The sequence below is a fragment of the Arthrospira sp. PCC 8006 genome (assembly GCF_046480465.1).
Lineage (GTDB): Bacteria > Cyanobacteriota > Cyanobacteriia > Cyanobacteriales > Microcoleaceae > Limnospira > Limnospira platensis.
On the sequence record NZ_PKGG01000254.1, the window covers coordinates 1 to 6,706 of the forward strand.

The following is a 6,706-nucleotide window of genomic DNA, read 5'->3' on the forward strand; positions in this document are numbered from 1 at the left end:
GTCATCCCAAAGTTCAGCCATGGGAGCGGAGGTTTGATCGCCATGCTCTTGGGCAAAAGCCTTGAATTTATGCCAGTCGGTAATTTTGTGGTTATTGCCAGGTCGGTGATTAGGTTTAGGGAGGAAGTCTCCGGTCTGTGCTTTTCTTTGCAGCCAGAGATTGATGGTGTTCCTGCTGACATGGAAAACTTGACTGGCTTCGGTTTTGGGTATACCGTCTAGTTCAATTGCATTAATAACTTTTTGTCTAAGGTCGTAACTGTAGGGGGCTGGCCTTTTGGGTCTTCTGTAGATATCCTTGCCATTATACGTCCTAACTTTTCTGTCTTGTGCTATACAATTCCAAGACAACGGTAAACGCTTCGTGTTAATATGCAACTCGGTTAGATTCGTAAGCAGTTAGATTCAGAGATGTACATGATGTCCAATGGCAAGTCTCTCTTCTACTGATCACCCTAGATAGGCCATTAGGCTGTTGAAAAGGATTTAACCTGGAATTCTCTTATAGCTGCCTAAGTGTGAAATCCAAACGCATGAGTCCGACTACGGGGTTTTTATGGGGATGTGTGTTTACCTTAATGGTAGCCATGCTACTCCTATTCGCATGGTTATTTTTGAGTAACCAATCGTCTTTAGGAAAGGATGAACCATCACCCCCAAGTTTCCCATCTGGAATTCTCCCGCCACCGCCTAATGTGTCGGAGTCAACATTAGGGACGTTTCCCAATGGGCAGATTCCGATCCCCACCTTTCCTTTACCTCCCCCACCTAGTTCCTCTGATTCCTCAAGTTCTGGGTCTCATGTACTTCGAGAATGGGAAAGACAACAAACGACTAATCAACAAATCACTACTCAACTGGAACGACATCGGGTTCAGATTGACCAACTAACGAGTCAACTGGAGCGACATCGGGTTCAAATTGAAACTCTTACAACTCAGCTTGAACAGCAGCGAATGCAAAATGAACGCCTGACTATGCAACTGCAAGAACAGGAGCGTCGGGTTAGTAATTTGACTCTGGATCAAAACCGCTTGTCTCAAGGCAATTCTGGCTCCAATGGATTGCCAACTGCTATGCTATGGTTTCTGGTGGGGGTGATTCTGGCTGTGGTCTTGGGTGGTAGTATTTTTGCGATCGCTTTAGTGGTGATGGTGACTCAATCTAATCGTCGGTCTGAGTTGAAACGTTATTCAATTCAACCTATTGATATCTGGCCTTATCGGATTGAGGAAGAACCTGCTGACTTTTTGCCCCCTAATATGCGATCGCGTCGTTCTCGTTAACATCCTATAGCTAGATCGCGATCGCCTCTATTTCTGGGTGCAAGAGTTTGACGGGCCCTACTCCTCAACTTGCCAAATATCCGTCATCTGATTTTCATCGACAATCCGTTTCGGACGCAAAATCAGAACTACCCGGCCTAGCAGAGGCGCTTCTGGTTTTTCCTCAAACCACTGCAATTCTAGTTGACCCTCAACCTCCACTAGAAAATAACTGTCTGCTTGCCATGTCCTGGCGGCGCGATCAATGACTGCAACTACTTCCTCAACCTGACAACCAGGAAGAGGAGTAGGAAGCTGATCGCTTGGGCATAAAATCACCACCGGGTCCTCAGAATTTCGGACTACCTGCCAACCTGGTAAAGCCAGACTCGCACCTGAGCCCGTAAATTTGATCATTCCAAAAGGTTCGATCGCTTCACACAGAGGAACAGCTTGCAAATCCTCCCTGTTCAGGGGTAACCTCCCCACCACAGGCATAATACAAGGAAGTTCCTCAGATTCCTCTAAACGATAAACTGGCAGGCGAGGGGCAGTTTTGAGAGAGGAAACCGTAAAATCAGTTAAAAGCTGTTCTAGCTCGCTTCTAGCCGCTGCAGATTTAACAAATTTTAGACCCTTAGCAATCAGGCGCGATCGCTCCTGAATATCCTTTTGTTGGCGAGCCAATTTCGCGAAATAATAGGCCACCATATCCCCCGCATCAGTAGAAAATCCTGACTCGATACCCCGCAGCAGGGAAAAATCTTTCAGCGCTCTAGCGATATTTCTAGCCTCATCAGCATCTAAATTGTACTCCAGAATCAACGCCGCCGCCGCCACCCGCAGGGGTTGGGTGAGGATGCGAAGTTCATAAAGGATATCGCTGCCTTTTTGCCAAAAATGCGATCGCACCTTCTCGGAGGTTTCCCCCTTAACCATGGACTGGTAAACCTGGGAAGCCACAATTACCTGATTTTGTTGCACAGGTTCAAAACCAGTATCCTCAAAAATCTCGCCAGAATTTTTACCGCACTTTTGCAGAGTAGCACAGGCCTGACCCCACTCGACCCAACTGCCTTCTTTGCGTCTAAGTTGCCCCGTCAAGGCTTGTTGGTCTACATTACTTTCGACCACTGGGGGTGTAAATTTCGGATTCGGGGATGTTTCAGTCATATTGGACAGTAGTATATAGAAAATCTACGGACGAGGTGACGATTAGCTGTATTCCCCAACCCCAAAACTAGATCCGCCATGGGGTCGAAGCGTCACATTATGAGTTCAGAGTGCTTTTTTTCGCAGGAATAGCAGTAGGGATTCGGTGATTTCTTGGGGCCAATGGTCTTGGGGATAATGTCCAGCCTTATCTAGTTTAACCAATACTGCCCCTCCCCTCTTCAAGGGCAAAACTTTCCGCCATAGACAGATCTAGCCAAGGGTCAGCAGTCCCCCAGATCATCTCTATGGTATGCAACCATTTTGGGAAAAAATCCTGAGACAATTTCTTCCATAGACCAATTCAATTGTAGGTTCTTAATGGGAAAAAGCCATGAGCGCCCGCCCCGTAGAGGAGGACTTGAGAAACGGACGGCGATAGACATCTCGCTCCTTATCTTCAATCACATAACCGCTTCCCCCCTCCAGAGTGCGATCGACTAATAACGGGTCTTGAGTCATCATATCCCCTATAAAAGGCAATGCCATCTGTTTGATTTTCCAGGGTAATTTTGCCCTCACCTGAGACGGGGGTATTTAATATTAACAGCCGTTCAATTTGTTCTGGGTGTCGCAGGGCATACTGTAAACCCACCGAACCCAAGAAACCTTGAACCACCCAATAAAACTTAGTTAATTGGAGAGCATTTAAAAACTCTGGCGGGGATTGAATATACGCATCTGGAGTATAGGGAAAATCTCGTGGTTGTCTTGTTGTCTGGTTTCTCAGAATATCCAGAACCCAGCCAGTCGGGTGCGATCGCACTTGTATCCTTTCTCGCCTACTTCCTCCATAATTACAGTCCAACTGTAACGCGTGAGAAATTAACCCATGTAAAAATAATATAGGCGGTTTATCGATAACTTCCCGATTAATTTCCCGATAAAACCAGTCGAATTTTCCCGCTTTAATTGTATCCGTTGCGATCGCCACTTGTAAAAACTTGATAAATTTGCTTAATTTCCAGTGAGAAAGCCGGAGGCAGAATCCACAATTAACAACTATTAATTATCAGACCCTACCCCCTGACTTTCAACGTTGAAGCCAATGGACAGCCAGAATTAGAAATTCATCTCAGCCGCTTGGACTTTTTCCACTTGTTTTTTCTTGAGAACTAACAGAATCTGAGTTAGCATCACCAGGGCAAAAAATGCCAGTAGACCTTGAATCCGAGTCGAACTTTGGAGTACGATTTCAGTATCATCTTGACCAAAGCCACCCACATTAGGATTATTGGTTAATGAATCACCAGCCGCCACAGGTTGACCCTCAGAAACAATCAACTCAGGACCAGGAGGCACAGTTTCCACCACAGAATCGCCCTCAGCAGTAGTGATAGTGACCTGGTAGCCAACATACTCTTCCTGAGTAATTTCGGTGATAGTTCCACCCACAGAGGCTTTATAAACCGTGTTATTGCTGGCATTACCGGCCGGGTACAGTTGACCGCGACCCCGGTTTCCGCCAGCGTAGATGGCATATTTACCAAAGTGGATAGACTTATCAGTAGCTGGGTCTGGAGACAGAACCGGGAAGACAATTTCTTGGTATTGATCGCCAGGAATTGGACCAACAATCACCACATTTTCTTGATCAGCACTGTAGGGTTGGAAGTAAAGACCACCGACTTCTTCGGCCATCTCTTCAGGAATGCGATCGGCGGGAGCAATTTTAAAGCCTTCTGGAAGCATCAACACCGCTCCCACATTCAGAGCGCCTTTGCTACCATCACCCAACACCTGCTGTAAATTAGTATCATAGGGGATTTTCACCACAGCCTTAAACACAGTATCAGGTAAGACAGACTGGGGAACCTCTACTTCTGTAGGTTTAGCAGCCAAGTGGCAGTTAGCACAAACAATACGGCCTGTAGCTTCTCTAGGAGTTTCTGGGGCAGTTTCCTGAGCCCAGAAAGGATAAGCCGCAGCACTTTGGGGTAATACCAAATCCCCGGCTAGGAACAGCCCTGCGGTTGCCACTGCAACTAATAACACCCGCAAAGTTGCCCCAATGCCACGACGCAGAATTGCGAATCGGTCAGTGTTTGACATCGGAATGTTCTATCTCTCTCAAAATGTAAATTATCATTAGATCACAGATTGGGGATAGATATTATCCATCCCCCCCTGAGTCTCAATTAAGCCCACCAGGGAGCTTCATTGGTGCGGAAATCAGTTTCAGTCCAGGGAATGAAACTTACTTTGTCGTCCACAACTTCGGTGTGAACCAGCGCCAAGGACAGGGGAGCCGGACCACGCACTACCTTACCAGTAGCATCATACTGGGAACCGTGACAGGGACAGATAAATTTATTCTCGCTGCTGTTCCAGGGAACCACACAACCTAGGTGAGTACAGACCGCATTCAGGCCATATTCAGCCAGGTTGCCATCATTTTCAATCACTAGGTAGGTAGGATCACCTTTGAGACCTTGAGCCAAGACGCGATCGCCTACATTATGAGTAGCCACAAATTGGCTGGCTACCACATCATTACCCAAAGCATCTTTGGCGATCACACCGCCACCTGCTCCCCCAGTTGAAGGAGGAATAAAATATTTGACGAAGGGATACAGCGCACCTAGGGCCACCCCGGTTGCTGAACCAAAGGTCAGCAGATTCATAAATTGGCGACGTCCCATACTCGGAACATCAGAGTTAGCAGAAATTTGAGTCATGATCGATGCAGTTTGTCTGTGTTATGTTACTTGATCTTTACAAGTGCGAGACGTTCAGGCATGAAATAGGGTTGCAATACCCGAAATAACCGCTTGGTGAGGATTTCAACCCCTTGGTTGAATATAAGGAGCGCACTCCTGACCATCCTCATAACTGTTTATATGTCCCAAAGCGAAAGCAAGGCAGGGAACTCAAGGTCAATCCCACAAAGAAAATCGCAATACTCAATTATACAACATGGAGGATTAAAACCACTTGGGCGATTGTGGGAAAGAGTAACGGCGATAGCCACCCCCAGTTTCAGGATACACAACCCGTCAGATTGAAGCGGGGAACGGAAGGCGTGAGGGAAACCTATTCCCAATAATCCGACCACTGCCAACCATCCATGACTAAGGAAATCTGAATGTTCCGACTTGAACCATCGTAAATAATAAGCAGCGAAATAGGTTGATACGCTGCGCTCAAAAGAGCAAAGGGAAAAGTAGGAGTATTTGTAAGCTACCTACACAGACCTTTAAAAGTACCTCGGTGGAAAGGACAAGTCTAAAGATGGAATGCCCATATAAACGGAACGTTATAAACCCTTTTAGGCTCTGATAATCTGGTCGAGAGAGTCAGTAGTGAAAAAGTGTAAGCGTATGCCTATTAGGGGGTGAGATGTGACCAGAAGCCAACGCCCGGCTGTAATGGACGGGATATGCTAACGGGTCACGGTTTGATTGCAAGGATAGAGTCGAGTAGGAGTCAAAATGACGAAATCGAGAGAAGGTAAAGGCTTCGATAAACGGAGACCTACTAAGACTACGAATGGATGGAGAAGTATCAACTGGGCTAAGGTTCAGCGATACGTCTTTAAGCTCCAAAAGAGGATATTTCAAGCAGCTAAATCGGGACAGGACGCAAAGGCAAGAAGGTGGCAACGTCTATTGGTGAAGTCATATTATGCCCGACTCTTAGCAGTGCGGCTGTAGGGGCGGGTTCCACGGTCAGCCATGCTTCCCAACAGTCAGCTTAATAAACCCGCCCCCCAAGCGGGTCAAGGCAAGAAAACGGCTGGAGTCGATGGAGTAAGAGTAATCTCTCCAAGACAAAGGTTTGAGCTTGTTAAGAACATTAAGGGAAACCTCAAAGCAAAACCACTGCGACGGGTGTGGATTCCAAAACCCGGAATGGATGAAAAAAGCTGGAATAGGAATACCCACAATCCAGGATAGAGCAAGGCAAGCCTTGGTTAAATCGGCACTCGAACCTGAATGGGAATCGAGATTTGAAAGCAACAGCTATGGGTTCCGACCCGGACGGTCAGCCCATGATGCAATATCCAGAATCTTTCAAAGTATAAACAAAGGAGGTTATTACATACTGGATGCAGGTGCGAGACGTTCGGGTATGAAATAGGGCTGAAATGCCCGAAATAACTACCTGGTGAGGATTCCAGCTCCGAATCTGGATATAAGGAGACCTCTCCTGAGCATCCTCATAACTGATTATATGTCCCGACGCTTAGGTAACTAAGCAAGGCAGGGAACTCAAGGTCATAAACGAAC

Annotated in this window: 8 protein-coding genes and 1 pseudogene; 4 read left to right on the forward strand and 5 right to left on the reverse strand. The window is 46.7% G+C overall.

What is annotated here, in order from left to right:
• Nucleotides 1–294 (reverse strand): IS630 transposase-related protein (locus tag B9T16_RS23995; RefSeq protein WP_410245959.1); only part of this gene is annotated, 294 nt, incomplete at its 3' end.
• Nucleotides 295–518: 224 nt separating this feature from the next.
• On the opposite strand from B9T16_RS23995, the gene B9T16_RS24000 reads away from it, so the two are divergent.
• On the forward strand, nt 519–1,286 hold the full coding sequence (locus B9T16_RS24000; RefSeq protein WP_014276464.1) for a hypothetical protein: 768 nt from the start codon (nt 519–521) through the stop codon (nt 1,284–1,286).
• 57 nt (nt 1,287–1,343) lie between these two features.
• On the opposite strand, the gene B9T16_RS24005 is transcribed toward B9T16_RS24000, so the two are convergent.
• From B9T16_RS24005 to petC, 4 genes are all read right to left on the reverse strand, one after another.
• Nucleotides 1,344–2,438, reverse strand: a complete 1,095-nt coding sequence (locus B9T16_RS24005; RefSeq protein WP_014276463.1) for a RuBisCO accumulation factor 1 — start codon at nt 2,436–2,438, stop codon at nt 1,344–1,346.
• A 439-nt stretch (nt 2,439–2,877) separates the two neighbouring features.
• Nucleotides 2,878–3,411, reverse strand: coding sequence for a hypothetical protein (locus B9T16_RS24010; protein WP_410245958.1), 534 nt, complete (start codon nt 3,409–3,411; stop codon nt 2,878–2,880).
• A 128-nt stretch (nt 3,412–3,539) separates the two neighbouring features.
• Nucleotides 3,540–4,529: a cytochrome f gene (petA, locus tag B9T16_RS24015; protein WP_006616507.1), complete on the reverse strand. Its 990-nt coding sequence runs from the start codon at nt 4,527–4,529 to the stop codon at nt 3,540–3,542.
• 86 nt (nt 4,530–4,615) lie between these two features.
• Nucleotides 4,616–5,155: a cytochrome b6-f complex iron-sulfur subunit gene (gene petC / locus B9T16_RS24020; RefSeq protein ID WP_006616506.1), complete on the reverse strand. Its 540-nt coding sequence runs from the start codon at nt 5,153–5,155 to the stop codon at nt 4,616–4,618.
• 753 nt (nt 5,156–5,908) lie between these two features.
• On the opposite strand from petC, the pseudogene B9T16_RS24025 reads away from it, so the two are divergent.
• The 3 genes and pseudogenes from B9T16_RS24025 to B9T16_RS24035 all read left to right on the forward strand — a co-directional run.
• Nucleotides 5,909–6,064 (forward strand): annotated as a pseudogene (locus B9T16_RS24025) (reverse transcriptase N-terminal domain-containing protein); the annotation flags it as partial.
• 87 nt (nt 6,065–6,151) lie between these two features.
• On the forward strand, nt 6,152–6,373 hold the full coding sequence (locus B9T16_RS24030) for a hypothetical protein (RefSeq protein ID WP_014276462.1): 222 nt from the start codon (nt 6,152–6,154) through the stop codon (nt 6,371–6,373).
• The gene (locus tag B9T16_RS24035; protein WP_014276461.1) at nt 6,333–6,557 is read left to right on the forward strand and encodes a reverse transcriptase domain-containing protein; all 225 of its coding nucleotides are present in this window, start codon (nt 6,333–6,335) and stop codon (nt 6,555–6,557) included. Before B9T16_RS24030 ends, B9T16_RS24035 begins: the two co-directional genes overlap by 41 nt.
• The last annotated feature ends 149 nt before the right edge of the window (nt 6,558–6,706 follow it).